Origin of the sequence: Pseudomonas sp. MYb2 (assembly GCF_002979955.1) — a bacterium.
Classification (GTDB): domain Bacteria; phylum Pseudomonadota; class Gammaproteobacteria; order Pseudomonadales; family Pseudomonadaceae; genus Aquipseudomonas.
This window is the reverse complement of the sequence record NZ_PCQC01000005.1, coordinates 101,774-126,998: the sequence shown is the minus strand read 5'-3', so window position 1 is coordinate 126,998 and position 25,225 is coordinate 101,774. Positions and strand designations below refer to the sequence as shown.

Genomic DNA, 25,225 nt, shown 5'->3' with positions numbered 1-25,225 from the left:
AGTGCTGAACGCTGCCGCGCGCATCGAACTGCTCAGCCCTCGGCTGGCGAACCAGATTGCCGCCGGTGAGGTGGTTGAACGCCCGGCCTCGGTGATCAAGGAGTTGCTGGAGAACAGCCTCGATTCCGGCGCCAAACGCATCGATGTCGATGTCGAGCAGGGCGGCGTCAAGCTGCTGCGCGTACGCGACGATGGCAGTGGTATTTCCGCCGATGACCTGCCGCTGGCGCTAGCGCGTCACGCCACCAGCAAGATCCGTAACCTGGAAGACCTCGAACAAGTGATGAGCCTGGGCTTTCGGGGTGAGGCGCTGGCATCGATCAGCTCCGTGGCACGTCTGACCCTGACCTCGCGCACCCGTGGTGCCGAGCAGGCCTGGCAGGTCGAAACCGAAGGCCGCGACATGGCGCCTCGGGTGCAACCGGCGGCGCACCCGGTCGGCACCTCGGTGGAAGTTCGCGACCTGTTCTTCAACACCCCGGCACGACGTAAATTCCTCAAGACGGAAAAAACCGAATTCGATCACCTGCAAGAAGTGATCAAACGTCTGGCGCTGGCGCGTTTCGACGTGGCGTTCCACCTGCGTCACAACGGCAAGACCATCCTTAGCCTGCATGAGGCCCATGATGATGCGGCGCGTGCCCGGCGTGTGGCGGCGATTTGCGGTTCGGGGTTTCTTGAGCAAGCCTTGCCGATCGAGATCGAACGCAATGGCCTGCATTTGTGGGGCTGGGTTGGATTGCCGACCTTCAACCGCAGTCAGGCGGATTTGCAGTATTTCTTTGTGAATGGCCGGGCGGTGCGCGACAAACTGGTTGCCCACGCGGTGCGTCAGGCCTATCGCGACGTGCTGTTCAATGGCCGGCACCCGACGTTTGCGCTGTTTTTCGAGGTCGATCCGGCGGCGGTCGACGTCAACGTGCACCCGACCAAGCACGAAGTGCGCTTCCGTGACGGGCGCATGGTGCATGACTTCCTTTACGGCACGCTGCACCGCGCATTGGGCGATGTGCGACCGGAAGATCAACTGGCCGGTTCGGTGACCACCGCCATCGTCCGCCCGACCGGCCTCGATGCTGGTGAATTCGGCCCGCAAGGCGAAATGCGTCTGGCTGCCAATGCGCTGCTGGAGCAACCGCAAGCGCAACCGGCGTTCAACACCTCGTCCGGTGCCAGTGCCGGCGGCGCTTACCAGTACCAATACACACCGCGTCCGCAATCGGCAGTGCCGCCGGCCGCTGAAGCTCAAGCGGCGTACCGCGAGTTCTTCGCGCCGCTGCCTGAGGCCAATGCCAACGCATTGCCGGCCGGGCAGGAAGACATTCCACCGCTCGGATATGCACTGGCGCAGCTCAAGGGCATCTACATTCTGTCCGAGAACGCCCAAGGCCTGGTGCTGGTGGACATGCACGCCGCCCACGAACGGATCATGTACGAACGTCTGAAAATCGCCATGGCCAGCGAAGGTCTCAGTGGCCAGCCTTTGCTGGTTCCAGAGTCGCTGGCGGTCAGTCAGCGCGAGGCCGATTGCGCCGAAGAACACGCAGCATGGTTTCAGCGCCTGGGCTTTGAATTGCAACGGCTGGGCCCGGAAACCCTGGCGATCCGCCAGATTCCGGCCTTGTTGAAGCAGGCCGAAGCCAATCGTCTGGTCGGCGACGTGCTGTCGGACCTGATGGAGTACGGCACCAGCGACCGGATTCAGGCGCACCTCAACGAATTGCTCGGCACCATGGCCTGCCACGGCGCGATCCGCGCCAACCGGCGCCTGGCCTTGCCGGAAATGAACGGCCTGCTGCGTGACATGGAAAACACCGAACGCAGTGGTCAATGCAACCATGGCCGACCGACCTGGACCCAACTGGGCCTGGACGATCTGGACAAACTGTTCCTGCGCGGTCGTTGATGAACCAGCTCCCTCCAGCGATTTTCCTGATGGGCCCGACCGCTGCGGGCAAGACCGATCTGGCCATCGAGCTGACCAAGGTGCTGCCGTGCGAGCTGATCAGTGTCGATTCGGCGCTGGTCTATCGCGGCATGGACATCGGCACTGCCAAGCCCTCGAAAGAGTTGCTGGCCGAATATCCGCACCGTTTGATCGATATTCTCGATCCGGCGCAGGCCTATTCAGCTGCGGATTTCCGTCGCGATGCCTTGCAAGCCATGGCCGAAATCACCGCGCGCGGAAAAATTCCGTTGCTGGTGGGCGGCACGATGCTCTACTACAAGGCGTTGGTCGACGGTCTGGCGGACATGCCGGCAGCTGATCCCGCCGTGCGTGCGCAGATCGAAGAAGAGGCTGCACGCCTTGGCTGGCAAGCCCTGCACGACCAATTGGCAGTCATCGACCCGGTGTCCGCTGCGCGGATTCACCCGAACGATCCGCAGCGCTTGAGTCGCGCGCTGGAAGTCTATCGCGTCAGCGGTCAGAGCATGACTGCCCTGCGCCAGCAACAATCTGCGCAAAGTACTGAAGCAGCCGCTTCGGGACTGCAACAATTGCCCTATACTGTCGCGAACTTGGCCATTGCTCCGGCAAATCGTCAGGTACTGCACGAGCGCATTAAACAAAGATTCACAAATATGCTGGAACAGGGGTTCATCGACGAGGTCGTAGCCCTGCGTAAAAGAAGTGACCTGCATTCCGGGTTGCCGTCTATACGTGCGGTAGGCTACCGCCAAGTCTGGGATTATCTGGATGGCACGCTGTCGTTGGCTGAAATGCAGGAGCGCGGCATCATTGCCACGCGTCAATTGGCCAAACGCCAGTTCACCTGGCTGCGCAGCTGGGAAGATATACACTGGCTGGACAGTCTTGATTGCGACAATCTGCCACGCGCCTTGAAATACCTTGGGACCATCTCCATATTGAGCTGAGTCCTTGCAATTGCCGTCTATCCTTGGGGGTGTGACGGCCAAAGCCATCTGAATTACCTATTTTTTATTATTGAATCCTTAAAGGAGTGCGGCACATGTCAAAAGGGCATTCGCTACAAGACCCTTACTTGAATACTTTACGTAAAGAGAAAGTTGGGGTTTCCATCTACCTGGTCAACGGTATCAAACTGCAAGGCACGATCGAGTCGTTCGACCAGTTCGTGATCCTGCTGAAAAACACCGTGAGCCAAATGGTTTACAAACACGCTATCTCGACAGTCGTGCCGGTTCGTCCAATTCGTCTGCCTAGCGCAACCGAATCCGAAGCAGGTGACGCTGAGCCAGGTAACGCCTGATAGGAGTCTCCTTTGTTCTTTGAGCGCCACGGTGGTGGTGAACGAGTCATCCTCGTTCACTTGGATGGACAGGACCCTGAGGCGCGCGAAGATCCGCAGGAGTTTCAGGAATTGGCTAATTCGGCGGGCGCCGAGACCGTTGCGTTTTTTAACGTGCCGCGTCATCGGCCAACCGCCAAATTCCTGATCGGCAGCGGCAAGGTCGAGGAACTGCGCGACCTGGTCAAGGCTGAAGAAGCCGATCTGGTGATTTTCAATCACATCCTCACGCCCAGTCAGGAACGTAACCTCGAACGTGTTTTCGAGTGTCGCGTGATCGACCGTACCGGTCTGATTCTCGATATTTTCGCCCAGCGCGCCCGTACCCATGAAGGCAAGCTCCAGGTCGAACTGGCCCAGCTTGATCACATGAGCACGCGGCTGGTTCGCGGTTGGACTCACCTTGAGCGTCAAGGTGGCGGTATCGGCATGCGCGGTCCGGGTGAAACCCAGCTCGAAACCGACCGCCGTTTGCTGCGGGTTCGCCTGCGCCAGATCAAGGGCCGGCTCGAGAAGGTGCGCAGCCAGCGCGAGCAATCGCGTCGCGGCCGCTCCCGTGCGGACATCCCTACCGTTTCTCTGGTGGGATACACCAACGCCGGCAAGTCCACACTCTTCAATAATGTGACGAAATCCGACGTCTACGCGGCCGACCAATTGTTCGCCACGCTGGACCCGACCCTGCGCCGTCTCGACATTGACGACCTGGGGCCGATCGTTCTGGCGGACACGGTGGGCTTCATTCGCCACTTGCCGCACAAGCTGGTCGAAGCATTTCGGTCTACCCTCGAAGAGTCGAGCAATTCCGATCTGCTGTTGCACGTGATCGATGCGGCCGAACCGGATCGCATGTTGCAGATCGAGCAGGTGATGGTGGTGCTGGGCGAGATTGGTGCCCAGGACTTGCCGATCCTCGAGGTCTATAACAAACTCGATTTGCTTGAAGGCGTTGAACCGCAAATCCAGCGCGACGAAAACGGCAAGCCCCAACGGGTCTGGCTTTCGGCGCGTGATGGCAGTGGTCTGGAATTGCTTGAACAAGCCATCGCCGAATTACTCGGCAGTGATTTGTTTGTCGGTACCCTGCGCTTGCCGCAACGATTCGCGCGACTGCGTGCGCAGTTTTTCGAACTCGGTGCGGTGCAGAAAGAAGAGCATGACGAAGAAGGCATCAGTCTGCTGGCCGTTCGTTTGCCCCGTGTCGAGCTGAATCGACTGGTAAGCCGCGAAGGATTGCAGCCGATGGAATTCATCGAGCAACACACTTTGCAATAAAAGCCTGAAGAAGCGGTTGTGCCGTGACGGCAGGCATTCTGTAGCATTGGTCGGCGCGCCGTGGGTGCGTCTTTGCTTTATCAGATGGAGAGCGCTATGGCTTGGAATGAGCCGGGTGGCAACTCGAATAATCAGGATCCTTGGGGTGGCAAGCGCCGCAATAACGGCGACCGCAAGGGGCCACCGGATCTCGACGAGGCCTTCCGAAAGCTGCAGGAAAGCCTGAACGGGTTGTTCGGTGGTGGTAAGAAACGTGGTGATGACGGCGGTGGTTCGGGCAAGAGCGGTGGCGGCTTCGGCGGTCTGCTCGGCATCGGCCTCGTCGTGCTGGCGGCTGTCTGGCTGTACAGCGCGGTTTACGTAGTGGACGAGCAGGAGCAAGCCGTGGTGCTGCGCTTCGGCAAGTACTACGAGACTGTCGGCCCGGGCCTGAACATCTACTTCCCGCCGATCGACAAGAAGTACATGGAAAACGTCACGCGTGAGCGTGCGTACACCAAGCAGGGCCAGATGCTGACCGAAGACGAGAACATCGTCGAAGTCCCACTGACCGTGCAGTACAAGATCAGCAACCTGCAGGATTTCGTGCTGAACGTTGATCAGCCGGAAATCAGCCTGCAGCACGCGACCGACAGTGCCCTGCGCCACGTGGTGGGTTCCACTGCCATGGATCAGGTGCTGACTGAAGGTCGTGAACTGATGGCCAGCGAAATCAAGGAGCGGCTGCAACGCTTCCTCGATACCTATCGCACCGGTATCACCGTCACTCAGGTCAACGTACAGAGCGCAGCGGCACCGCGTGAAGTGCAGGAAGCCTTCGATGACGTGATCCGCGCCCGTGAAGACGAGCAGCGTTCGCGCAACCAGGCGGAAACCTACGCCAACGGCGTCGTGCCGGAAGCCCGTGGTCAGGCCCAGCGCATCCTCGAAGATGCCAACGGTTACCGCGACGAAACGGTCTCGCGTGCCAAGGGTGAGGCTGACCGCTTTACCAAACTGGTCGCCGAGTATCGCAAGGCACCTGAAGTGACCCGCCAGCGTCTGTACCTGGACACCATGCAGGAAGTCTTCAGCAACACCAGCAAGGTTCTCGTGACCGGCAACAAGAACGGCCAGAGCAACCTGTTGTACCTGCCGTTGGACAAGATGATCCAGAACAATCCGGGCAGCAGCGGGCCAGTGACCGGTTCGGCCGCCGCCAGCAACAACACGGATGTCACGCCGCACGTCACTGACCTGCCGCAGTCGCGCACAAGGGAGACCCGCTGATGAGCAATAAATCGCTGATCGCCCTGATCGTTGGCGTCGTGGTGGTACTGGTTGGCTGGAACTGCTTCTACATCGTCGCTCAGACCGAGCGTGCGGTGCTGCTGCAATTCGGTCGCGTGGTTCAGGCTGATGTTCAGCCGGGTCTGCATGTGAAAGTGCCTTACGTTAACCAGGTGCGTAAATTCGACGCACGTCTGATGACGCTGGACGCACCGACACAACGCTTCCTGACCCTGGAAAAGAAAGCCGTGATGGTCGATGCCTACGCCAAGTGGCGCGTGAAAGATGCCGAGCGCTTCTACACCGCGACTTCCGGTCTCAAGCAAATCGCCGACGAGCGTCTGTCCCGTCGTCTGGAATCCGGTCTGCGTGACCAGTTCGGTAAGCGAACTCTGCACGAAGTGGTGTCGGGTGAGCGTGACGCGTTGATGGCTGACATCACCGCATCGCTGAACAAAATGGCGGAAAAAGAGCTGGGTATCGAAGTGGTCGATGTCCGGGTCAAGACCATCGATCTGCCGAAAGAAGTGAACCGCAGTGTGTTCGAGCGTATGAGCACCGAGCGTGAGCGTGAAGCTCGCGAGCACCGCGCCAAGGGTAACGAGCTGGCCGAAGGCATCCGTGCCGACGCCGATCGCCAACGCCGCGTGCTGCTGGCTGAAGCCTATCGTGAATCCGAAGAGGTTCGCGGTGACGGTGATGCCCAGGCCGCTGCGATCTACTCCAAGGCCTATGGTCAGGATCAGGAGTTCTACAGTTTCTACCGTAGCCTGCGTGCCTACCGTGAAAGCTTCGCGAACAAATCCGACGTATTGGTCCTCGACCCAAGCAGCGACTTTTTCCACTACCTGGAAAAGGCCAAGCCTTGATACGCCGTTGACCTGAATCATTCCGCCCGGCGGCTAAAACCTCGGGCGGGGTGATCCTTTGGGAAAACGTGTGTATGATGCGGCAGCCGGGAAATTCCCGGCTTTTTTGCGTCTGCACGTTTGATTGCTGTTTTTTGTTGCAGGCATCGGGTTGAATGGCCCGAGAGTATTTCGAGGAAAGTGATGGGCGAAGCCGGTAACAGGCCTTTCGCCGCGTCGTTCATGCGCGTGCGTTTTGAACGGACCGATCATTTTCTGCTTCACTCAAGGCTCGCCCGCAGGCTGGCCGCCCGGATCAAAGGGGAATGGCGTAATGGCAACGGTAGACCGCTGGCTGCTGCCAGATGGCATCGAAGAAGTACTGCCACCGGAAGCGGCGCGCATTGAAGTCGCGCGTCGTCAGGTGTTGGATCTGTTCCAGAGCTGGGGTTACGAGTTTGTCGTGACTCCCCATATCGAGTACCTGGAATCCCTGCTGACCGGCGCGGGCCAGGACCTGGATCTGCGTACCTTCAAGGTCATCGACCCGCAGTCGGGCCGGCAGATGGGTTTCCGTGCCGACATCACGCCGCAAGTGGCGCGCATCGATGCGCACACCCTGCGTCGCGAAGGTCCGAGCCGTCTGTGCTACGCCGGCAGCGTGTTGCACGCGCAGCCGCGTGCACTGTCGTCCTCGCGCAGCCCGATCCAGTTGGGCGCCGAGTTGTACGGCGACGCCAGCCCGAGCAGCGACGTTGAAGTGATCAGCCTGATGCTGGCCATGCTGCAACTGGCCGATGTGCCGGATGTGCACATGGACCTCGGTCATGTCGGCATCTACCGTGGTCTGGCGCGTGCCGCCGGTCTGTCCGGTGAAGTCGAGCAGCAGTTGTTCGATGCGTTGCAACGCAAGGCCATCGACGAGGTCATTACCTTGACCGAAGGCCTGCCGGCCGATCTGTCCGGCATGCTGCGTGCGCTGGTTGATCTGTGCGGCGGCCGTGAAGTGTTGAGCGCTGCCCGCGAGCGTCTGGCCAATGCGCCGGCTCCGGTATTGGCGGCACTGGAAGATTTGCTGGCAATAGCCGAGCGTCTGTCGGCACGCTTCCCGGAGCTGCCGTTGTACTTCGATCTGGGCGAGTTGCGTGGCTACCACTACCACACCGGTGTGGTGTTCGCGGTGTTCGTACCGGGTGTTGGCCAGTCCATCGCTCAGGGCGGTCGCTACGACGACATCGGCGCGGATTTTGGCCGCGCGCGTCCGGCGACTGGCTTTTCCACCGATTTGAAAACCCTGGTGACCCTGGGGCGTGCTGAGATCGAGCTACCGTCTGGCGGTATCTGGATGCCTGACAGTACGGATGCGGCACTCTGGCAGCAGGTTTGCCAGTTGCGCAGTGAGGGTCAGCGTGTCGTTCAGGCTTTGCCTGGGCAACCTTTGGCCGCCGCCCGTGATGCGGACTGCGACCGGCAATTGATTCAGCAGAACGGGCTTTGGCAAGTATCGCCACTGGCTTCTTGAGTTTTCCTGCCGGCCATCGCCGGCACCAAGTTTGCGCGAATGAGGACAAGTGTTATGGGTAAGAATGTCGTAGTCCTGGGCACCCAATGGGGTGATGAGGGCAAAGGCAAGATCGTTGATCTGCTGACCGAACATGCTGCAGCCGTAGTGCGCTACCAAGGTGGCCACAACGCTGGCCACACACTGGTGATCGACGGCGAAAAAACCGTCCTGCACCTGATCCCGTCGGGCGTGCTGCGCGAAGGCGTGCAGTGCCTGATCGGCAACGGCGTGGTGGTTGCACCTGACGCCCTGCTGCGCGAGATCACCAAGCTGGAAGAGAAAGGCGTACCGGTGCGCGAGCGTCTGCGTATCAGCCCGTCCTGCCCGCTGATCCTGTCCTTCCACGTGGCGCTGGATCAGGCCCGTGAAAAGGCCCGTGGCGAGCTGAAGATCGGTACTACCGGTCGCGGCATCGGCCCGGCCTACGAAGACAAGGTCGCGCGTCGTGGCCTGCGTGTTGGCGACCTGCTGAACATGCCGCGCTTCGAAGACAAGCTGCGTGAACTGGTGGATTACCACAACTTCATGCTGGTCGGTTACTACAAAGAGCCGGCCATCGAGTTCGAAAAAACCCTCGCCGAGTGCAAGGAATACGCTGAGCTGCTGAAGCCGCTGATGCTCGACGTGACCGCTGAGCTGCACGACCTGCGTCGCGCCGGCAAAGACATCATGTTCGAAGGCGCCCAGGGTTCGTTGCTCGACATCGACCACGGTACCTACCCGTACGTGACCAGCTCCAACACCACCGCCGGTGGCGTAGCGACCGGTTCGGGCGTTGGTCCGATGTTCCTCGATTACATCCTGGGCATCACCAAGGCTTACACCACTCGCGTTGGTTCGGGCCCGTTCCCGACTGAGCTGTTCGACGATGTAGGTGCACACCTGGCCAAGCAAGGTCACGAATTCGGTGCGACCACCGGCCGTGCCCGTCGTTGCGGCTGGTTCGACGCCGTTATCCTGCGTCGCGCTATCGATGTGAACAGCATCTCGGGCATCTGCCTGACCAAGCTGGACGTACTCGACGGCCTGGAAACCATCAACATCTGCGTCGGCTACAAAGACGCCGAAGGCAACGCTGTTGCTCCGACCGACGCTGACAGCTACGTAGGCCTGCAGCCTGTGTACGAAGAAGTGCCGGGCTGGACCGAATCGACCGTGGGCGCCAAGACCCTGGAAGAGCTGCCGGCGAACGCTCGTGCCTACATCAAGCGCGTTGAAGCGTTGATCGGTGCACCGATCGACATTATTTCGACGGGCCCGGACCGCAACGAAACCATCGTTCTGCGTCATCCGTTTGCTTGATAAGTCGTTGATGTAAAAAAACAAAGGCCCCTTAATCGGGGCCTTTGTCGTTTATGCCTGTTGGACGGCATGACCTTTGCTGTGAATCTGCTTACAAGAGTGCCATCAAATTAATGGCGTCAGAAGTAGAGGTATTCACAGTGTCGGCCGTTCTCTCACTGTTACAAAGCCGTTTGTTGCGACCTGTATTCGTTACCCTTGGTATCGCCCTTTTGGTGCAGGTGCTGGTGGCCGTTGCCCTGACGCGGAGCACCGTCACGGCGCTGGAAGCTGATCTGGCGGTGCGCCTTGGTGCCGACAGCCAGAAACTCTCCGGCGAACTGGAGCAGGCCGGGCGTGAAGTCACGTCGAGTCTCGATAACCTTTCTTCCAGTACTCGTCAGCGTTTGACCGCTGGTTTGTCTGCGCGTCTGAAGGATGAGCAGGCGCAACTGCGGGCGACCCTGGAAAAGGATCTGAAGGATTCGGCCAATGACATGGCACAGTTGCTCGCTTCGGTGGCGCCGCGCGCCATGTGGGACAGCGACGTGCCGACCCTGTCCGAATTCGCTCGCCGGGCCCAGCGCAATCCCAACGTGCTGTTCGTGGTGTACGACGATGCCACCGGTCAGCATCTGACCCGTTATCTCAACCGTGAAAACCCGATCAACAAGGCCTTGCTGGAAAAAGGCCAGGGTGAGCGTGCGCTGGATAAAGTGCTGGATGCGGCGAAGAACGATCCGTCGGTCTATTACCTCGAGGCCTCGATCAATCCCAATGGCGTGGAAATCGGCAAGGTGCTGATGGGGGTGTCCACGGCCTCGGTGGAAACCGATCTGGCAGCGCTGGACAAGCGCTTCACGGCGCTGATTGCCAGCAGTGATCAGTTGGTCGGCGACAGTCTCAAGGGCGCTGCCGCAGACAGTGCCAAAGCCATGCAGTCGCGCCTGCAGTCGGCGCAGTCCACTGCGACCGAGATGAAATCCAATACCGCCAATACCGTTCAGGAAGCAGCGGCAACCTTGCGCTGGCGCATTGGCCTGGGTCTGGCGCTGGTCGGTTGCGGTGTGCTGTTGTTGCTGGCGGTAGTGTTGGGCCATCGCGTGGTCAATCGGCTGAAGATGCTCAATGCAGCGATGGACGATCTGGCTGCGGGCGAGGGCGACCTGACCAAGCGAGTACAGATCAACAGCAAAGACGAAATCGGCGACATGGCTTCGGCGGTCAATCGCTTTGTGGATAAGTTGCAGCCGATCGTGCGCGAGGCGGGCGATGTTGCGCAGCGCACCGGCGTCGAGATTGGCGCGATGACCCTGCGCAATGCCGGTGCAGATGCGGCGGCGGGCATGCAGCGTGATGAGGTAGCGGAGAGTCTGCGCGCACTGTCGCAAATGGCTGATGAGGCGCAGTCGGAAAGCCATGCCATGCAGGCCGCATTGAAGCAGGTTGTGGATATTCGCCAGGCGACTGACGAAAACACTCGTACGTCCGCCAAGGTCGGCAGTCTGATCGAAGCGCTGGCGGGGCAGGTCGATACCGGGGCGAAAGTGATTGAGCGACTGGCGCAGCAAAGCGAGCAGATTGAAGTGGTGCTGACGGTGATTCACGGGATCGCCGAGCAGACAAACCTGCTGGCGCTCAACGCTGCCATCGAAGCGGCGCGTGCTGGCGAAACCGGGCGCGGCTTTGCGGTGGTGGCCGACGAAGTTCGAGCGCTGGCGAGCAAGACACAAAGCTCTACCGGCGATATTCAGGCGCACATCGTCGCGTTGCAGCAGGGCGCGCGGGAGGCGGTCGAGGCGATCGGCCAGGCCGGGCGTCAGGCCAGCGAAGGGTTACTGGTGTTGCGTGACAGTGCGCGGTTGCAGCAATCGGTGCAGACGTCGGTTGAGCAGGTGCACGCGGCGATTGGCCTGGCGACGCAGGCGGCTGCACATCAGGCGCAGGGTGCGCAGGCTGTGCGTGGGCGCGTCGAGACGATTCATGCGCAGGCCGAGAAAGCGGCGCAGGCGGTGGTGGAGACCACGGCGAGTGGCAAGGTGCTGGATGGTCTGGCGGCGCAGCTGAAGGAGAGTCTGGGGCAGTTCAGGGCTTAGTGTTGGCTGGGAGGGCCTCTTCGCGAGCAGGCTCGCTTCTACAGGGGGAACGCATTCCAATGTAGGAGCGAGCCTGCTCGCGAAAGCTTTTTCAGCGGCTTAGATACATCCGCGTCGTCAGCAGATAGACCGGCAGCCCCGATACCAAAATCAACAGCGCTGCATAAGGCGCCGCCGCCGCAAACTCAACATTCGCGGTATGCGCCCAAACCTCAGTCGCCAGTGTATTAAGCCCGGTCGGACTCAGCAGCAACGTCGCCGTTAGCTCTTTCATCGCATCCAGAAACACCAGCGCAAACGCCGCACCCAATGCCGGGAAGATGATCGGCAACGTCACCCGGCAAAACGCCGTGAACGACGAAGCGCCCAGCGTGCGTGCAGCCTCTTCCAGCTGCGGTGCCGCCTTGTTCAGGGCTGTGCGGATCGGCGCCTGTGCCAGCGGCAAAAACAGCAGCGCATAAGCGATCAGCAACAGCCCCGACGTTTGATAAAGCGCCGGGACGTAGTGCAGCGCGAAGTACACCAGCGTCAACGCAATCACCAATCCTGGCAGCGCATGCAGCAGATACGGCAGGCGCTCAGCCCAGATCGCCAGTTGGCCTTTGTAGCGCACCACCAGCAAACCGACCGGCACCGCCAGTGCCAGACACAACGCCGCGCCGCCGAGCGACAACGCCAGCGACGACAGCAGTGCTTCGGTAATCGCTGCCACCGGGAATGCCGCCGAAGAGCCCACCGCCAGCCAATACGCCAACATCCCCAACGGAATGCCGCTGCCAACGACGGCCAGCATCAGGCAATACAACTGACCGACTGCGCCCCAAGGCCCAAGCCGAACCTGTTCAGCACGACGCGCCGCACCTTGACCTGTACGCACATGCCGGCCTTTACCGCGTACGCGCAACTCCAGCCACAACAGCACCAGACACAACGCCAGCAGCACGGCAGACAGCATCGCCGCGTTGGCATTGCTGAATTCCAGTTCGAATTGCTGGTAGATCGCCGTGGTGAAGGTCTGCAGACCAATAATCGACAGTGCGCCGAACTCCACCAGCATGTGCAAGGCAATCAGCAGCGACCCCGCCAGCAGTGACGGCCAGAGCAGCGGCAGGGTTACGCGGAAAAAAACGCCCCAGCGATTCTGTCCCAGCGTGCGCGCCGACTCTTCGAGGGATGGATCAAGATTGCGCAACGTCGCCGCCACCGGTAAGAAGATCAGCGGGTATTTAGACAGGCTCATCACCAGAATCGCCCCGCCAAGGCCTTCGAACTGCGAACTCAGCGAGACCCAAGTGAAGCTGCTGACAAATGCCGGTACCGCGAACGGCAGGCACAAAATCACTCCCCACAGGCGCCGTCCCGGCAGATTGCTGCGTTCCAGCAGCCAGGCCAGCGACAGGCCGATGACGCCGCACGTGAGGGTTACGCCAACCATCAGCGCCAGAGTATTGCGCAGCAGGCCGAATACATACGGGCGCCACAACAAGTGCAGCGCCTCGGCCCAGCCGGCCTGCCAGGCTTTGAGCCCGACATAAGCAAGCGGCAACAGGCTTAGCACTACCAGCAGCAACACCGGCAACACCAGCCAGATCGATGGCCGCTTGCGCTTTGGTACGTAACCCCCGCGCGGGGCGGGGGCGGATAACGATGCGGCCATCAGTTCAAGCCAACTTCACGTTCCAGCTCCAGCGCTTCTTCGGCATTGCCCAGATCGGCCGGCGTTACATTCGGCGCTTCCAGTTCGCTGAACGGCTTGAGCCCGCGATCCGATTCCATGCCTTTGTGCAGCGGGTATTCGGCGGTGGTCTGAGTGATCACGCGCTGGCCTTCTTCGCTGGCCATGTAGGCGAGGAATTGCTGTGCTTCTTTTGGATGTTTGCTGGATTTCAGCACGGCAGCGCTCGATACAGTGATCAAGCCGCCCGCATCGCCGCCAGTGAAATAATGCAATTTCGAATCAAGTTTGCCTTTCTCGCGTTGCAGGGCAAACCAGTAGTAGTTGTTGACCAGCACTGTGGCGACTTCGCCGTTTTCCACTGCTTTGAGGGCGACCATATTGTTGCTGTAGGTCTTGCCGAAAGCGCGCAGGCCGGTCAGCCATTCTTCTGCGGCGTCACGACCGTGCATCTTGATGATTGCGACAGCCTGTTCCTGAAACGCGCCGCTGGTCGGGACGAAGCCGACCTTGCCTTGCCATTGCGGATCGGAAAACTCCATCACCGATTTCGGCAGGTCTTTTTCATCGACCAGTTTCGGGTTGTAGGCGACAACGCGAACCCGCGCTGTCACACCGATCCAGGTGCCGTTACCGGCGACATATTTTTCCGGCAGAACGGCCAGCGTGGCGTCATCGGTCTTGGCCAGCAGGCCCAGTTCGCCGAGATTGTTCAGCGGTGGCGACTCCTCGGTGTAGATCACGTCGGCGGGGGAGCGGTCGCCTTCTTCGATGATCTGGCTGGCGAGTTGATTGCTGCTGCCCTTGCGCACGTTGACGTGAATACCGGTCTTGGCTTCAAAGGCTTTGGCGATCGCGTCGCCGACTTCTTTATGCTGGCCGTTATAGAGAGTCAGGGAAACCGGATCGGCAGCCTGGGTGAGGGGAGTGGCGAGCGCCAGGCCGAGGAGGGTGAAGGTCAGGCCTCGGCGCAGGGTATTTCGAAACGTCATTCGCAGGGTTCCTCACTGTCGCATTGCAAAAACTTGCAACAATGATAAACGATATTGTTTCTCAAGTGCGCGTTGCGAGTGGCCGCCAGCTCTGATACGGCGGGCTACGCTGAAATGTAGGAACTGCCGAAGGCTGCGATCTCTTGATCTTGCTCTTTGAAAAAACAGGATCAAGAGATCGCAGCCTTCGGCAGCTCCTACAGTGGGATTCTGGTTTTCTGGAAGGCAGAAACGCAAAAACCCGCTTTCGCGGGTTTCTGTGAAATCCAAGGCAGTAACCTCGAATTTGAATTGGTGCCCAGAAGAAGACTCGAACTTCCACGACCGTAAGGTCACCAGCACCTGAAGCTGGCGTGTCTACCAATTTCACCATCTGGGCAATCATCGCGAGCGTTGCCGCTGTTGATGTGGCGCACTATACGGAGCGCCTTTTGATCTGTAAACCCCTGATTTGATTTTAATAAATCAGTTTTAAGAAAACCCGGGCTTAGAATGCAAAAAACCCGCTTTCGCGGGTTTTGTGTGAGTCTTGAAACTGATCTAGTCTCAAACTCGAAATTGGTGCCCAGAAGAAGACTCGAACTTCCACGACCGTAAGGTCACCAGCACCTGAAGCTGGCGTGTCTACCAATTTCACCATCTGGGCAGTATCGGCAACGCTGTGCGTCGTCGATGGCGCGCACTATACGGAGCGTCTTTTTAACTGTAAACCCCTCTCAGCAAAAAACATGATTTTTTTTACCGGCGGTGTGCAAAACGGCTTCCAAGTGACGCTGCAGGCCCTGATATGGGCCTTATAGAGTCGGAAATTTCCCGTTTCATGGCGCCTATGCCAAACTAACCCGCATATAGACAAGGTGAAAACTCTCTAATGGCCGATTGGCAGTCCCTCGATCCCGAGGCCGCTCGTGAAGCGGAAAAATATGAAAACCCTATTCCTAGCCGCGAACTGATCCTGGCGCACCTCGCCGATCGGGGTTCGCCTGCTGCCCGCGAGCAACTGGTCGAAGAGTTCGGTCTGACCACCGAAGACCAGATCGAAGCCCTGCGCCGCCGTCTGCGCGCCATGGAGCGCGACGCACAACTGATCTACACCCGTCGTGGCACCTACGCGCCGGTCGACAAGCTTGACCTGATCCTCGGTCGCATCAGCGGTCACCGTGACGGTTTCGGCTTCCTGGTGCCGGACGACGGCAGCGATGACCTGTTCATGAGCCCGGCGCAAATGCGTCTGGTGTTTGACGGTGACCGTGCGCTGGCCCGCGTTTCCGGCCTCGACCGTCGCGGTCGCCGCGAAGGCGTGATCGTCGAAGTGGTCTCGCGTGCTCACGAAACCATCGTCGGTCGCTACTTTGAAGAAGGCGGCATCGGTTTTGTCGTTGCCGACAACCCGAAGATCCAGCAGGAAGTGCTGGTGACGCCGGGCCGCAACGCCAACGCGCAGATCGGTCAGTTCGTCGAGGTGAAAATCACCCACTGGCCGACGCCGCGTTTCCAGCCGCAAGGCGATGTGGTCGAAGTGGTCGGCAACTACATGGCGCCGGGCATGGAAATCGACGTTGCGTTGCGCACCTACGATATCCCGCACGTCTGGCCTGAAGCGGTTCTGAAAGAAGCCGCCAAGCTCAAGCCGGAAGTCGAAGAGAAAGACAAAGAGAAGCGCGTCGACCTGCGCCATCTGCCGTTCGTCACCATCGACGGCGAAGATGCCCGCGACTTCGACGACGCTGTTTATTGCGAAGCCAAGCCGGGCAAGCTGCGCCTGTTCTCCGGCGGCTGGAAGTTGTACGTGGCGATTGCCGACGTTTCCAGCTACGTGAAAATCGGTTCGGCGCTGGACAATGAAGCGCAAGTGCGCGGCAACTCGGTGTACTTCCCCGAGCGCGTCGTGCCGATGCTGCCTGAGCAGCTGTCCAACGGCCTGTGCTCGCTGAACCCGCACGTTGATCGTCTGGCCATGGTTTGCGAGATGACCATCTCCAAGTCCGGCGAAATGACCGACTACTGCTTCTATGAAGCGGTGATCCATTCCCACGCTCGTCTGACCTACAACAAAGTCAGCGCGATGCTGGAAACGCCGAAAATCACCGAGGCGCGTCAGCTTCGCGGTGAGTACAACGACGTTCTGCCGCACCTCAAGCAGCTTTATGCACTGTACAAGGTGCTGCTGGCTGCCCGTCACGTCCGTGGCGCGATCGATTTCGAAACGCAGGAAACCCGAATCATCTTCGGTACCGAGCGCAAGATTGCCGAAATCCGTCCGACCACCCGTAACGATGCGCACAAGCTGATCGAAGAATGCATGCTGGCGGCCAACGTGGCCACCGCCGAATTCCTCAAGAAGCATGAAATTCCTGCGTTGTATCGCGTCCACGATGGTCCGCCGCCGGAGCGTCTGGAAAAACTTCGTGCGTTCCTCGGCGAGCTCGGCCTGTCCCTGCACAAAGGCAAGGACGGTCCATCGCCGAAGGACTACCAGGCACTGCTGGCGAGCATCAAGGATCGTCCGGATTTCCACCTGATCCAGACCGTAATGCTGCGTTCGCTGAGCCAGGCGGTGTACAGCGCTGACAATCAGGGCCACTTCGGCCTGAATTACGAAGCCTATACCCACTTCACTTCGCCGATCCGTCGTTACCCGGACCTGCTGACGCACCGCGCAATCCGCAGCGTGATCCATTCGAAGCAGGACACCCCGCACGTTCGTCGTGCCGGTGCGATGACCATTCCGAAGGCGCGCATCTATCCGTACGACGAAGCGGCACTGGAACAACTCGGCGAGCAATGCTCGATGAGCGAACGCCGTGCCGATGAAGCGACCCGCGACGTCGTGAACTGGCTCAAGTGCGAGTTCATGAAAGATCGTGTGGGCGAGTCTTTCCCGGGCGTGATCACTGCGGTGACCGGTTTTGGCCTGTTCGTCGAGCTGACCGATATCTACGTCGAAGGCCTGGTGCACGTCACCGCGCTGCCGGGCGATTACTACCACTTCGATCCTGTGCATCACCGCTTGGCGGGCGAGCGCACCGGTCGTAGCTTCCGTCTCGGCGATACCGTTGAAGTGCGCGTCATGCGCGTTGACCTCGACGAGCGCAAGATCGACTTCGAGATGGCCGAAAAAACCATCAGTGCGCCGATCGGCCGCAAGAAGCGTGGTGCTGAAACTGCCGCACCAGCCGCGAAGGAAAAAGCCGAAGCTGCGCCAGCGAAAACCGCTGGTCGCCGTCCGGCCAAAGAGAAAGCTGCCGAAGCCTATCGCCCAAGCGACGCCGTGGCGAAAAACGCCGAGCTGCGCAAAAGCCGTGAAATGAAGAAGGCTCTGCTTTCCGACGCCAAAAACGGTGGTAAAGCGGCGCCTGGGGGAAAGACCGGGCGGTCGGCGCCTGAAAAGGCCTCCGGCAGCAAGCCAGCAAAACCGAGCAAACACCGTAAAGGCCCGCCAAAAGCGGGTTCTGCTCCAGCCAAAAGTGGCGGGGCACGTAAACCGAAGGCGAAGTCATGAGTCAGTTGGAAAAAATCTACGGCGTTCACGCGGTAGAAGCGTTGCTGCGTCACCACCCGAAGCGCGTCAAGCAGATATGGCTGGCGGAAAGCCGCAACGATCCGCGCGTGCAGACGCTGGTTGAACTGGCCAACGAAAATCGTGTGCAGGTCGGTCAGGCCGAGCGCCGCGAAATGGATGCCTGGGTTGAAGGCGTTCACCAAGGCGTAGTCGCGGAAGTGAGTCCAAGCCAGGTCTGGGGCGAGGCGATGCTCGACGAGTTGCTCGACCGCACCGAAGGCGCGCCACTGCTGCTGGTGCTCGACGGCGTGACCGATCCGCACAACCTCGGTGCCTGCCTGCGCTCGGCCGATGCGGCCGGTGCGCTGGCGGTGATCGTGCCGAAAGACAAATCGGCAACCTTGACGCCGGTCGTGCGTAAAGTCGCTTGCGGTGCGGCAGAAGTGATTCCGTTGGTTGCGGTGACTAACCTTGCGCGCACCCTGGAAAAACTTCAGCAGCGCGGTCTGTGGATTGTCGGCACAGCAGGCGAAGCCGAGGTCAGCATTTATGACCAGGACCTGACCGGCCCGACCATCCTGATCATGGGCGCCGAAGGCAAAGGCATGCGTCGCCTGACCCGCGAACACTGCGACTATCTGGTGAAATTGCCGATGGCCGGCAGCGTCAGCAGTCTCAACGTCTCGGTCGCCACCGGCGTGTGCCTGTTCGAAGCGCAGCGTCAGCGCGGTGCAAAAGCCAAGGCTGCTACCAAGAAGTCTTGATCTGCTGCAAATCCCCTGTAGGAGTGAGCCTGCTCGCGATAGCGGTGCAACATTCAGCATCAAAGTTGAATGTTACCCCCTCATCGCGAGCAGGCTTACTCCTACATTGTTTTGTGGGAAGGCGAAGATCGGTAGTTGTTCAAATAATCACCAATTGCCTTGCACCTCTTCTGTCCCTTCTCTACAATTGCGCCCCTTGCTGTGACGGCAGGCACGCATGTGCCCCGCGCCGGCAAGTCCATAAGTGTCATTCACTCCTTGTCTGACCGTTTTTGAGCGGCAGGCTACAACCCGTAAGGAGCATTCATGCGTCATTACGAAATCATCTTTTTGGTCCACCCGGATCAAAGCGAGCAAGTCGGCGGCATGGTTGAGCGTTACACCAAGCTGATCGAAGAAGACGGCGGCAAAATCCACCGTCTGGAAGATTGGGGCCGTCGTCAACTGGCCTACGCAATCAACAATGTTCACAAGGCTCACTACGTGATGCTGAACGTTGAGTGCACTGGCAAGGCCCTGGCCGAGCTGGAAGACAACTTCCGCTACAACGATGCAGTGATCCGTAACCTGGTCATCCGTCGCGAAGAAGCCGTTACCGGCCAATCCGAGATGCTCAAGGCTGAAGAAAACCGCAGTGAGCGCCGTGAGCGTCGCGACCGTCCTGAGCACGAAGGCGCTGATAGCGCTGATAGTGATGACAGCGACAACAGCGATAACGCTGACGAGTAATCCACGGACCTTTTAAGGAGCCTATCAAATGGCACGTTTCTTCCGTCGTCGTAAATTCTGCCGCTTCACCGCTGAAGACGTGAAGGAGATCGACTACAAAGATCTCAACACTCTGAAAGCCTACGTATCCGAGACCGGCAAAATCGTTCCAAGCCGCATCACCGGTACCAAAGCTCGTTATCAGCGTCAGCTGGCCACCGCTATCAAGCGCGCCCGCTTCCTGGCCCTGCTGGCCTACACCGACAGCCACGGCCGCTGAGACCGGGCAGTCGACAAGTAGCAAAGGATTGAATGCATGCGTGCCTTAGCTGAGTTCATCATGCGCGGCCGTATGCAGGCCACTCTCGTGGTGGCCGGATGTGCAACATTGCCGTTGTTGTATTGGTTGGGCGCTGCCGCCGGGAGCCTTGTGCTGCTGCGGCGCGGACTGACGGACGCCTTGGGTGTTCTGTCTCTGGGGCTGCTGCCGGCGTTGATCTGGTGGCTGTATGCCGATGACCCACGCGCACTTCTGGTGCTGCTGGGGTCTTCGGGACTTGCGTTGGTTTTGCGCGCAAGTGAATCCTGGGTTCGCACGCTGCTGGTCAGCGTGGCGGTAGGGGTGGTGTTTTCGGTGGTGCTCGGGGCTGCGTTTGCGGCCCAGATCGAGATGCTCGCGCAGGCCTTGATAAAGGTCATGCCGGCGCTACTCGGTGAGACTTACAAGCAATTGTCGGTCGATGAGCAAGCGCGTTTCGCGTCCCTGATCGCACCAGTCCTGACCGGACTGATTGCGGCTTTGTTGCAAATCGTCAGCGTGCTGAGCCTGATTGTCGGGCGGCATTGGCAGGCGTTGTTGTACAACCCGGGTGGTTTTGGTCGCGAGTTTCGCGCCATCCGGATCCCGCTGGGGCCGGCGATGTTACTGCTGGCGTTGATGCTTCTGGGCCCGAATCTCGGTGCACAGATGGCCATGTTGACGCCGTTGTGCAGTGTACCGTTGGTGTTCGCCGGACTTGCCCTGATTCACGGGCTGGTCGGGCAGAAGCGACTGGCCGGTTTCTGGCTGGTGGGGTTGTACGTCACGCTGCTGTTGTTCATGCAGCTGATCTATCCGTTGCTCGTGGTCCTGGCCATTGTCGACAGCCTGATTGATTTTCGCGGTCGTCACGTGTCGAAAGACACCGACAGCGCGAACGGTGAAGGTTAAAAGTTAGAGGATTTTCACATGCAACTGATCCTTCTGGAAAAAATCGCCAACCTGGGCAACCTGGGCGACAAAGTAAACGTTAAGGCTGGTTACGGCCGTAACTACCTGCTGCCTTTCGGCAAAGCTACCGCTGCGACCGCTGCCAACCTGGCTGCGTTCGAAGAGCGTCGTGCTGAGCTGGAAAAAGCTGCCGCAGACCGTAAAGCATCGGCTGAAAGCCGTGCTGCCCAACTGGCCGAGCTGGAAGTGACCATCACTGCCACCGCTGGCGACGAAGGCAAGCTGTTCGGTTCGATCGGTACTCACGACATCGCTGACGCACTGACCGCCTCCGGCGTTGAAGTTGCGAAAAGCGAAGTTCGTCTGCCGAACGGCACCATCCGCAACGTAGGTGAATTCGACGTGGCTGTGCACCTGCACGCCGAAGTTGAAGCCACCGTACGCGTTGTCGTGGTAGCAGCTTAAGCAACACCTGATCGGCTGGCGGCTTGTCCGTCAGACGGTTAACATCGGGCACGATCCTGTTTACAGGTCGTGCCCTTTGTCTTTCTGAACTCCCCGTTTTTCCAAACAACACAAGTGGCCATGAACGATATCTCCGCTCCCGAGCAATACGATCTGCAAACCGCTGCCCTGAAGGTGCCGCCGCATTCCATCGAGGCCGAACAGGCTGTGCTCGGTGGTCTGATGCTGGACAACAACGCCTGGGAGCGCGTGCTCGATCAAGTCTCCGACGGCGATTTCTATCGACATGACCACCGCCTGATCTTCCGTGCGATCGCCAAGCTGGCCGATCAGAACTCGCCGATCGACGTCGTGACCCTTGCCGAGCAATTGGACAAGGAAGGTCAGACCTCGCAAGTCGGCGGTCTCGGTTACCTCGGCGAACTGGCGAAAAACACGCCATCCGTCGCCAACATCAAGGCCTATGCGCAGATCGTCCGCCAGCGTGCGACGTTGCGCCAACTGATCGGTATCAGCACCGAGATTGCCGACAGCGCTTTCAACCCGGAAGGCCGCACTGCCGAGGAAATCCTCGACGAAGCCGAGCGTCAGATCTTCGCGATTGCCGAGGCCCGGCCGAAAACCGGTGGCCCGGTAGGTGTGAACGATTTGCTGACCAAGGCCATTGATCGCATCGACACGCTGTTCAACACTGACAACGCGATTACCGGCCTGTCCACGGGCTACACCGACCTCGACGAGAAAACCAGCGGCCTGCAGCCGGCTGACTTGATCATTGTCGCCGGTCGTCCGTCGATGGGTAAAACCACCTTTGCGATGAACCTGGTGGAAAACGCCGTACTGCGCAGCGACAAGGCCGTGCTGGTGTATTCCCTCGAGATGCCAGGTGAATCGCTGGTCATGCGTATGCTTTCTTCGCTGGGCCGCATCGACCAGACCAAGGTGCGTTCCGGCCAACTGGAAGACGATGACTGGCCGCGCCTGACCTCGGCGGTCAACCTGCTCAATGACCGCAAGCTGTTCATCGACGATACCGCCGGCATCAGCCCGTCGGAAATGCGTGCGCGTACCCGGCGCCTGGCGCGTGAGCACGGTGAGATCGGTCTGATCATGATCGACTACCTGCAGTTGATGCAGATTCCAGGTTCCGGCGGCGACAACCGGACCAACGAGATTTCGGAAATCTCGCGTTCCTTGAAGGCCCTGGCCAAGGAATTCAACTGCCCGGTGGTGGCGCTGTCGCAGCTCAACCGTTCCCTGGAGCAGCGGCCGAACAAGCGCCCGATCAACTCCGACCTCCGGGAATCCGGAGCGATCGAGCAGGACGCCGACGTCATCATGTTCGTGTACCGGGACGAGGTGTATCACCCGGAAACCGAGCACAAGGGCATTGCCGAGATCATCATCGGCAAGCAGCGGAACGGGCCAATCGGCTTTATTCGCCTGGCGTTTATCGGTAAGTACACCCGCTTCGAAAACCTGGCGCCGGGCAGCTATAACTTCGACGACGACGAGTAATTTAACGTCCTGAAGTGCCCCATCGCTGGCAAGCCAGCTCCCACTGGGATCGCATCGGTCCTGTGGAACCTGGCTTGCCAGCGATAGGGTCGCCACCAATTTCCGACCACAGCCGTCGGAATTGGTCAAAATTTGTGCTATATTCCGCGCCCGCGAAATTCAATGAAAGCCAACACCGGTTATCGACATGCAAGCAGCCAAGCCGTTATTTGACTATCCAAAGTACTGGGCCGAATGTTTCGGGCCAGCGCCATTCCTGCCAATGAGCAGGGAGGAGATGGATCAGCTTGGCTGGGATTCCTGCGACATCATCATCGTCACCGGTGATGCCTACGTCGATCACCCGTCGTTCGGCATGGCGATCATCGGCCGGCTGCTGGAGTCGCAAGGCTTCCGCGTCGGGATCATCGCCCAGCCAAACTGGCAGTCCAAAGACGACTTCATGAAGCTCGGCGAGCCGAACCTGTTCTTCGGCGTCGCGGCCGGTAACATGGACTCGATGATCAACCGCTACACCGCCGACAAGAAAATCCGTTCCGACGACGCCTACACCCCGGGCGGTATGGCCGGCAAGCGTCCGGATCGCGCGAGCCTGGTTTACAGCCAGCGCTGCAAGGAAGCTTACAAGCATGTGCCGATCGTCCTCGGTGGCATCGAAGCTTCCCTGCGCCGCATCGCGCACTACGATTACTGGCAGGATCGCGTGCGCAACTCGATCCTGATCGACGCCAGCGCCGACATTCTGCTGTACGGCAATGCCGAACGCGCGATTGTCGAAGTCGCCCAGCGTTTGTCTTACGGCCACAAGATCGAAGACATCACCGACGTGCGCGGCACCGCGTTCATTCGTCGCGATACGCCGAAAGACTGGTACGAAGTCGACTCGACACGTATCGACCGTCCGGGCAAGGTCGACAAGATCATCAACCCGTACGTGAACACCCAGGACACCCAGGCCTGTGCCATCGAGCAGGAAAAAGGTCCGGTTGAAGATCCGCAGGAAGCCAAGGTTGTACAGATTCTGGCCAGCCCGCGCATGACCCGCGACAAGACCGTGATCCGCCTGCCATCGGTTGAAAAGGTGCGTGGCGACGCCGTTCTGTATGCTCACGCCAACCGCGTGCTGCACCTGGAAACCAACCCGGGCAACGCCCGCGCGCTGGTGCAGAAGCACGGCGAAGTCGACGTCTGGTTCAATCCGCCGCCGATTCCGATGACCACTGAAGAAATGGACTACGTGTTCGGCATGCCCTACGCGCGCGTTCCGCACCCGGCGTATGGCAAGGAGAAGATCCCGGCCTACGACATGATCCGTTTCTCGGTGAACATCATGCGTGGCTGCTTCGGCGGCTGCACTTTCTGCTCGATTACCGAGCACGAAGGCCGGATCATCCAGAACCGTTCCGAAGAGTCGATCATTCGCGAAATCGAAGAGATCCGCGACAAGGTGCCAGGCTTCACCGGCGTCATTTCCGACCTCGGCGGCCCGACCGCGAACATGTACCGCATCGCCTGCAAAACGCCGGAAATCGAATCGGCGTGCCGCAAGCCGTCCTGCGTGTTCCCGGGCATCTGCCCGAACCTGAACACCGATCACTCGTCGCTGATTCAGCTGTACCGCAGCGCCCGTGCATTGCCGGGTGTGAAGAAGATTCTGATCGCCTCCGGCCTGCGTTACGACCTCGCGGTCGAATCGCCGGAGTACGTCAAAGAGCTGGTGACCCACCACGTCGGTGGTTACCTGAAGATCGCCCCGGAACACACCGAGGAAGGTCCGCTCAACCAGATGATGAAGCCGGGCATTGGCAGCTATGACAAGTTCAAGCGCATGTTCGAGAAGTACACCAAGGAAGCGGGCAAAGAGCAGTACCTGATTCCGTACTTCATCGCCGCGCACCCGGGCACCACCGACGAAGACATGATGAACCTGGCCTTGTGGCTCAAGGGCAATGGCTTCCGCGCTGACCAGGTGCAGGCGTTCTATCCGTCGCCGATGGCCACCGCCACCGCGATGTACCACTCGGGCAAGAACCCGCTGCGCAAGGTGACGTACAAGAGCGATGGCGTGACTATCGTCAAGAGCGAAGAGCAGCGTCGTCTGCACAAGGCGTTCTTGCGTTATCACGACCCGAAAGGCTGGCCGATGCTGCGCGAAGCGCTGATCCGCATGGGCCGCGGCGACCTGATCGGTCCGGGCAAGGACCAGTTGATCCCGACGCATCAACCGGCCACCGACAGCTACCAGAGCGCTCGTCGCAAGAACTCGACGCCGGCCGGCAGCCATAAAGTGGCGAAGGAAGGCAAAGAGAAGACCACCAAGATCCTCACTCAGCACACCGGTCTGCCGCCGCGTGCCAGTGACGGCGGTAACCCTTGGGACAAGCGTGAACAGGCCAAGGCGGCGGCGTTTGCCCGTAACCAGCAGGCGGCCAAGGAACGCAAGGACGCTGCGAAAGGCAAAGGGCCGAAGCCGACCCGTAAGCCGGTCGTGCCGCGCTAAGTTGCTTTTTAGCTGAACAGAACGCCAACCTTCGGGTTGGCGTTTTGCATTTCTGCCGTTGGATATATGTAGGCCGCAAGATCCATCCCCCTCACCCCAGCCCTCTCCCCCAAGGGGGGCGAGGGGGAAAGGGAGCAGATCTTCATGCCTTTCAAAACCTGAGTTCGACTCAGGACTTTCAAGTCGGCGTATCTCTTAAATGCACCTCGGTCAATCCCCTCTCCCTCCGGGAGAGGGCTAGGGTGAGGGGGCTCTTCGCAACAGATCTCCATGCTTTTCAAACCTG

At 59.7% G+C, this 25,225-nt stretch carries 19 protein-coding genes and 2 tRNA genes; 17 read left to right on the top strand and 4 right to left on the bottom strand.

Translation table 11 applies throughout. The features are described from left to right. Positions 1-4 precede the first annotated feature (4 nt). The 9 genes from mutL (at position 5) to CQ009_RS09925 (ending at position 11,605) form a co-directional block, all read left to right on the top strand. Positions 5-1,906 carry a DNA mismatch repair endonuclease MutL gene (gene mutL / locus CQ009_RS09965; RefSeq protein ID WP_177330939.1) on the top strand — a complete coding sequence of 634 codons (1,902 nt, stop codon included), beginning with the start codon at positions 5-7 and terminating at the stop codon, positions 1,904-1,906. Beyond that, positions 1,906-2,877: a tRNA (adenosine(37)-N6)-dimethylallyltransferase MiaA gene (gene miaA / locus CQ009_RS09960; RefSeq protein WP_105705881.1), complete on the top strand. Its 972-nt coding sequence runs from the start codon at positions 1,906-1,908 to the stop codon at positions 2,875-2,877. Before mutL ends, miaA begins: the two co-directional genes overlap by 1 nt. A gap of 95 nt (positions 2,878-2,972) precedes the next feature. Continuing rightward, a complete protein-coding gene (hfq, locus tag CQ009_RS09955; protein ID WP_007902656.1) occupies positions 2,973-3,233 on the top strand; it encodes an RNA chaperone Hfq in 261 nt (86 codons plus the stop codon). 12 nt (positions 3,234-3,245) lie between these two features. After that, entirely contained in the window at positions 3,246-4,547 is a 1,302-nt protein-coding gene (hflX, locus tag CQ009_RS09950) for a ribosome rescue GTPase HflX (protein WP_038360359.1), read from the top strand. A gap of 96 nt (positions 4,548-4,643) precedes the next feature. Next, complete coding sequence (gene hflK, locus CQ009_RS09945; RefSeq protein WP_064388632.1) at positions 4,644-5,816, top strand: FtsH protease activity modulator HflK; 1,173 nt, start codon at positions 4,644-4,646, stop codon at positions 5,814-5,816. Beyond that, positions 5,816-6,685, top strand: a complete 870-nt coding sequence (gene hflC, locus CQ009_RS09940) for a protease modulator HflC (RefSeq protein WP_007915830.1) — start codon at positions 5,816-5,818, stop codon at positions 6,683-6,685. Before hflK ends, hflC begins: the two co-directional genes overlap by 1 nt. Positions 6,686-6,998: 313 nt before the next feature. Continuing rightward, complete coding sequence (locus CQ009_RS09935) at positions 6,999-8,186, top strand: ATP phosphoribosyltransferase regulatory subunit (RefSeq protein ID WP_007915833.1); 1,188 nt, start codon at positions 6,999-7,001, stop codon at positions 8,184-8,186. Between the two features lie 54 nt (positions 8,187-8,240). Continuing rightward, a complete protein-coding gene (locus CQ009_RS09930; RefSeq protein ID WP_105705879.1) occupies positions 8,241-9,530 on the top strand; it encodes an adenylosuccinate synthase in 1,290 nt (429 codons plus the stop codon). A 140-nt stretch (positions 9,531-9,670) separates the two neighbouring features. Then, the gene (locus CQ009_RS09925) at positions 9,671-11,605 is read left to right on the top strand and encodes a methyl-accepting chemotaxis protein (protein ID WP_105706177.1); all 1,935 of its coding nucleotides are present in this window, start codon (positions 9,671-9,673) and stop codon (positions 11,603-11,605) included. A 91-nt stretch (positions 11,606-11,696) separates the two neighbouring features. Here CQ009_RS09925 and CQ009_RS09920 read toward each other — a convergent pair whose 3' ends face one another. The 4 genes from CQ009_RS09920 to CQ009_RS09905 all read right to left on the bottom strand — a co-directional run bounded on the left by CQ009_RS09920 (position 11,697) and on the right by CQ009_RS09905 (position 14,918). Continuing rightward, positions 11,697-13,262, bottom strand: a complete 1,566-nt coding sequence (locus CQ009_RS09920) for an iron ABC transporter permease (RefSeq protein ID WP_064388636.1) — start codon at positions 13,260-13,262, stop codon at positions 11,697-11,699. Further along, a complete protein-coding gene (locus CQ009_RS09915; protein ID WP_105705877.1) occupies positions 13,262-14,272 on the bottom strand; it encodes an extracellular solute-binding protein in 1,011 nt (336 codons plus the stop codon). The genes CQ009_RS09920 and CQ009_RS09915 overlap by 1 nt, the downstream gene beginning before the upstream one ends. Before the next feature lie 292 nt (positions 14,273-14,564). Continuing rightward, positions 14,565-14,651 (bottom strand) — tRNA-Leu (locus tag CQ009_RS09910). A 180-nt stretch (positions 14,652-14,831) separates the two neighbouring features. After that, positions 14,832-14,918, bottom strand: a tRNA-Leu gene (locus CQ009_RS09905). Between the two features lie 225 nt (positions 14,919-15,143). Here CQ009_RS09905 and rnr point away from each other — a divergent pair. From rnr to CQ009_RS09860, 8 genes are all read left to right on the top strand, one after another. Next, entirely contained in the window at positions 15,144-17,774 is a 2,631-nt protein-coding gene (gene rnr / locus CQ009_RS09900) for a ribonuclease R (protein WP_064388637.1), read from the top strand. Next, positions 17,771-18,538: a 23S rRNA (guanosine(2251)-2'-O)-methyltransferase RlmB gene (gene rlmB / locus CQ009_RS09895; protein ID WP_007915843.1), complete on the top strand. Its 768-nt coding sequence runs from the start codon at positions 17,771-17,773 to the stop codon at positions 18,536-18,538. Before rnr ends, rlmB begins: the two co-directional genes overlap by 4 nt. Positions 18,539-18,844: 306 nt before the next feature. After that, the gene (gene rpsF / locus CQ009_RS09885; RefSeq protein WP_003236224.1) at positions 18,845-19,267 is read left to right on the top strand and encodes a 30S ribosomal protein S6; all 423 of its coding nucleotides are present in this window, start codon (positions 18,845-18,847) and stop codon (positions 19,265-19,267) included. Between the two features lie 28 nt (positions 19,268-19,295). After that, on the top strand, positions 19,296-19,526 hold the full coding sequence (gene rpsR / locus CQ009_RS09880) for a 30S ribosomal protein S18 (protein ID WP_002551829.1): 231 nt from the start codon (positions 19,296-19,298) through the stop codon (positions 19,524-19,526). A gap of 36 nt (positions 19,527-19,562) precedes the next feature. After that, entirely contained in the window at positions 19,563-20,456 is an 894-nt protein-coding gene (locus tag CQ009_RS09875; protein WP_064388639.1) for a hypothetical protein, read from the top strand. Between the two features lie 18 nt (positions 20,457-20,474). Beyond that, positions 20,475-20,921 carry a 50S ribosomal protein L9 gene (gene rplI / locus CQ009_RS09870; RefSeq protein ID WP_003186385.1) on the top strand — a complete coding sequence of 149 codons (447 nt, stop codon included), beginning with the start codon at positions 20,475-20,477 and terminating at the stop codon, positions 20,919-20,921. A gap of 120 nt (positions 20,922-21,041) precedes the next feature. Continuing rightward, positions 21,042-22,439, top strand: coding sequence for a replicative DNA helicase (gene dnaB / locus CQ009_RS09865; RefSeq protein ID WP_008078305.1), 1,398 nt, complete (start codon positions 21,042-21,044; stop codon positions 22,437-22,439). 187 nt (positions 22,440-22,626) lie between these two features. After that, positions 22,627-24,939 carry a YgiQ family radical SAM protein gene (locus tag CQ009_RS09860; RefSeq protein ID WP_064388640.1) on the top strand — a complete coding sequence of 771 codons (2,313 nt, stop codon included), beginning with the start codon at positions 22,627-22,629 and terminating at the stop codon, positions 24,937-24,939. The last annotated feature ends 286 nt before the right edge of the window (positions 24,940-25,225 follow it).

Coding starts and splice junctions, on each gene's coding strand:
- miaA (WP_105705881.1), top strand. CDS start 1,906: ATGAACCAGCTCCCTCCAGCGATTTTCCTGATGGGCCCGACCGCTGCG.
- hfq (WP_007902656.1), top strand. CDS start 2,973: ATGTCAAAAGGGCATTCGCTACAAGACCCTTACTTGAATACTTTACGT.
- hflK (WP_064388632.1), top strand. CDS start 4,644: ATGGCTTGGAATGAGCCGGGTGGCAACTCGAATAATCAGGATCCTTGG.
- hflC (WP_007915830.1), top strand. CDS start 5,816: ATGAGCAATAAATCGCTGATCGCCCTGATCGTTGGCGTCGTGGTGGTA.
- CQ009_RS09935 (WP_007915833.1), top strand. CDS start 6,999: ATGGCAACGGTAGACCGCTGGCTGCTGCCAGATGGCATCGAAGAAGTA.
- CQ009_RS09930 (WP_105705879.1), top strand. CDS start 8,241: ATGGGTAAGAATGTCGTAGTCCTGGGCACCCAATGGGGTGATGAGGGC.
- CQ009_RS09920 (WP_064388636.1), bottom strand. CDS start 13,262: ATGGCCGCATCGTTATCCGCCCCCGCCCCGCGCGGGGGTTACGTACCA.
- CQ009_RS09915 (WP_105705877.1), bottom strand. CDS start 14,272: ATGACGTTTCGAAATACCCTGCGCCGAGGCCTGACCTTCACCCTCCTC.
- rnr (WP_064388637.1), top strand. CDS start 15,144: ATGGCCGATTGGCAGTCCCTCGATCCCGAGGCCGCTCGTGAAGCGGAA.
- rlmB (WP_007915843.1), top strand. CDS start 17,771: ATGAGTCAGTTGGAAAAAATCTACGGCGTTCACGCGGTAGAAGCGTTG.
- rpsF (WP_003236224.1), top strand. CDS start 18,845: ATGCGTCATTACGAAATCATCTTTTTGGTCCACCCGGATCAAAGCGAG.
- rpsR (WP_002551829.1), top strand. CDS start 19,296: ATGGCACGTTTCTTCCGTCGTCGTAAATTCTGCCGCTTCACCGCTGAA.
- CQ009_RS09875 (WP_064388639.1), top strand. CDS start 19,563: ATGCGTGCCTTAGCTGAGTTCATCATGCGCGGCCGTATGCAGGCCACT.
- rplI (WP_003186385.1), top strand. CDS start 20,475: ATGCAACTGATCCTTCTGGAAAAAATCGCCAACCTGGGCAACCTGGGC.
- dnaB (WP_008078305.1), top strand. CDS start 21,042: ATGAACGATATCTCCGCTCCCGAGCAATACGATCTGCAAACCGCTGCC.
- CQ009_RS09860 (WP_064388640.1), top strand. CDS start 22,627: ATGCAAGCAGCCAAGCCGTTATTTGACTATCCAAAGTACTGGGCCGAA.